Genomic DNA, 3,092 nt, shown 5'->3' with positions numbered 1-3,092 from the left:
CCCCACCGGCGGCTGCCGCCTGCCCAGCACCACCCTGGCCGCCGTGCGCGAGCTGCTGCCCGTGCGCGACTGCACCGTGCGCGCCGGTGAACTGCGCGCCTTTCGCCACGCCTACATGCTGAATTCACTGCAAGGCATGCGCCCGGTCACGGTCATCGGCTCGCATGCCTTCACGCCCGATTTCGCCACCTGCGAGCGGTGCAATCCGGTGTTGCTGGGGGACTGAACAAGGACTGCCGGAAACTGCCTCCTGAAAGGCAACAGCAATGTAGCGATCTACTTCTTCCTGGAATCGAACCCGAACAGGCGGCCACGCACCACGGCCTCGCGGCCATGCCGATCGCGCAGGGCGTCCAGCGCGGCGTCCAGTTTCTTGCGGCGGTTCTCGTCCGGCGGGGGGATGGATGCGGCGGGAATTGCGGCGGCGGGGGTGTTCCGCTCGACTGGCCTGTGCGGCCCACCAGACACGTTCGATCCACCTGGTGCGTTCGGCGCATCAGGCCCGTCCTGTTCATCATGTTCTGCGGATGTCCCCATGCGGCGCGCACCGTTCGCCCCTTTCGCCCCGGCATCCCGGCCCGCCGCCCTGCCTGCCGTTCCCCCGTCAATCCCGACCGGCCCGACCGGCCCGACTGGCCCGACTGGCCCGTCCTTGCCAGCCCCCTTCCCGCCCTTCACCCTGCCGGGCATCTCCAGCGGCAGGGTGAGCTGGCGCGGACCGTGGTGCGCCGGGCCGAAGTTGGACACCCCCACCCCGATCAGCCGCACCCTGTCCGCCAGGGTCAGGGCGTCCAGCAGGCGGCACGCCTCGTCGAAGATGGTCTCGGTGGACGCCGTGGGCTCCGGCAGGCTGTGGCTGCGGGATATGGACCGGAAATCCGCGTACTTCACCTTCAGCGTGATGGTGCGGCCCGCCAGCCGCTGCCGCCGCAGCGATGCCCCCACCCGCTCGGCCTGCGCCAGCAGCCAACGCCGCAACACGGCGCGGTCGGCGGTGTCCTCGGCAAAGGTGTTCTCCGCGCTTTCCGACTTGGGCTCGGAATACGGTTCCACCTCGCGCGGGTCCACGCCGCTGGCCCGTTCGTGCAGGTGCACGCCCCCCTTGCCGAAGCGCCGCTCCCAGAATTCGCGCGAATAGCGCAGCACGTCGCCCGCAAAGCGCACGCCCAGTTGTTCCAGCGCATCCAGTGACCGCTTGCCCACCCCCGGTATGCGGCCCACGGGCAGGGTACGCAGGAATTCCGCCACGTCTTCCGGGTACAGGATGAACAGGCCGTTGGGCTTGTTCACGTCCGAGGCGATCTTGGCCAGAAACTTCACCGGCGCCGCGCCCACGGAACAGGTCAGCCCCCCGGTCACGTCCAGCACGCGGGCCTTCACCGCCATGCCCATGTTCTCCACCGGGCCGAACAGCCGCTCCAGCCCCGTGGCGTCCAGATAGGCCTCGTCCACCGAGGCGGGTTCCACCAGCGGCGAGAATTCGCGCAGCGCGTCCATGATGCGGTGCGAAATCTCGGCGTAGCGGCGCATGCGCCCCGGCACCACGATCAGGTGCGGGCACAGCCGCAGCGCCGTACTCATGGGCAGGGCAGAGCGCACGCCAAAGCGCCGCGCCTCGTACGACGCGGCGGAAACGACCCCCCGGTGCGAGCCGCCCACGGCCACCGGCTTGCCCCGCAGGGAAGGGTCGTCCATCTGCTCCACGGACGCGAAAAAGGCGTCCATGTCGATATGCATGATCCAGCGTTGCGCCATGCCCACGTTCTAGCAGAGGGGCGACGGGGCCGGAAGCGGGGCGCGGTTGTCGGGACCGGTGGGTTCACCCGACGAGGAATACCGCCCGGGCTGGCAATCACATCCGGCCTGACCGGCCTTTGCGGCGCGGGCACGGTGACGGCCCGCCGCCCGCCGTGCTAGACAGGATGGGTGCCGTTGCCGTGCGGGACATTTCGCCACCCCCCGCACAGCCATCCCCGCACGGCCATCCCCGCACGGCCATCCTGCGGACGGGCACCCCGCGCTCGCCCCGGAAGCCGCAGGGCACACGTTCGTTCGGCGCAATTTCCGCCGCACCCCGCACTTCAACCCACGGTCACCCATGCCAGCGTTCCGCTTCGTCCATGCCGCAGACCTGCACCTCGACGCCGCCTTCGCGGGCGTCTCGCGCGACCTTTCGCCCCGCCTGGCCGACCGGCTGCACCGCGCCACCTTCACCGCGTGGGAGCGGCTGGTGGACCTGTGCCTTGCCGAACGGCCCGACGCCCTGCTCATTGCGGGCGACGTGCACAACCACGAGGACGGCAGCCTGCGCGCCCAGGTGGCCTTGCGCGACGGCTGCGCGCGCCTGACGGACGCGGGGGTGCGGGTGTTCATCGCCCACGGCAACCACGACCCGCTCGCCTCGCGGGTGCACTCGCTGCACTGGCCGGACGGGGTCACCGTGTTCGGCCCGCAGGTGGAATCGCACGCCCTGACCCGCGACGGGCGCGTGGTGGCCGTGGTGCACGGCATCAGCCACGAGACAGACCGCGAGGGCCGCAACCTGGCCAAACGCTTTGCCCGCGCTGCCACCGTGCAGGGCATGGTTCACGGCATGGTTCAGGACGTGGACGTGCCCCCCGGCGCGCCGCAGATCGGCGTGCTGCACTGCAACGTGGGCGCCACGCCCGGCACGCGCGACGCGGGCCGCTACGCCCCCTGCACTCTGGACGACCTGACCGCCACGGGGCTGGACTACTGGGCGCTGGGGCACATCCACCTGCCGCAGGTGCTGCGCACGCGGCCCCATGTGGTCTACCCCGGCTCCACGCAGGGGCTGCACATCAACGAGGACGGCCCGCGAGGCTGCCACCTTGTCACCGTGCACGACGACGGCGAGGTGGAAACGGAATTCCGGCCCCTGGCCCCGGTGCGCTGGCAGGTGGTGGAGGTGCCCATAGGGGCGAATGGCAATGGCGGAACTGACGGCGGCAATGGAGCCAATGGCGACGACGCGGGCACGCCCAGCGGCGCGGCCTCGCTGGAAGCCCTGCATGGCCGCATCCTGGAGGCCATGGAACGCGCCGCCGCCGGGGATGCGGCGGGCAGCGCGC

Annotated in this window: 3 protein-coding genes; 2 read left to right on the top strand and 1 reads right to left on the bottom strand. The window is 71.0% G+C overall.

All coding sequences use genetic code 11. The features are described from left to right. Positions 1-226, top strand: a 226-nt coding sequence (locus tag FVW27_RS11710; RefSeq protein ID WP_167125359.1) for an aminotransferase class IV, incomplete at its 5' end; no start/stop codon positions are given. 50 nt (positions 227-276) lie between these two features. Here the strand turns inward: FVW27_RS11710 and dinB are convergent. Further along, positions 277-1,755: a DNA polymerase IV gene (gene dinB / locus FVW27_RS11705; RefSeq protein WP_167125357.1), complete on the bottom strand. Its 1,479-nt coding sequence runs from the start codon at positions 1,753-1,755 to the stop codon at positions 277-279. A gap of 343 nt (positions 1,756-2,098) precedes the next feature. Between dinB and FVW27_RS11700 the strand changes: the two genes are divergently transcribed. Beyond that, positions 2,099-3,092: metallophosphoesterase family protein (locus FVW27_RS11700; protein ID WP_167125355.1), on the top strand; the 994-nt coding region annotated here is incomplete at its 3' end.

This window comes from Nitratidesulfovibrio liaohensis (genome assembly GCF_011682075.1).
Classification (GTDB): domain Bacteria; phylum Desulfobacterota; class Desulfovibrionia; order Desulfovibrionales; family Desulfovibrionaceae; genus Cupidesulfovibrio; species Cupidesulfovibrio liaohensis.
This window is presented reverse-complemented; position numbering and strand designations above follow the sequence as displayed.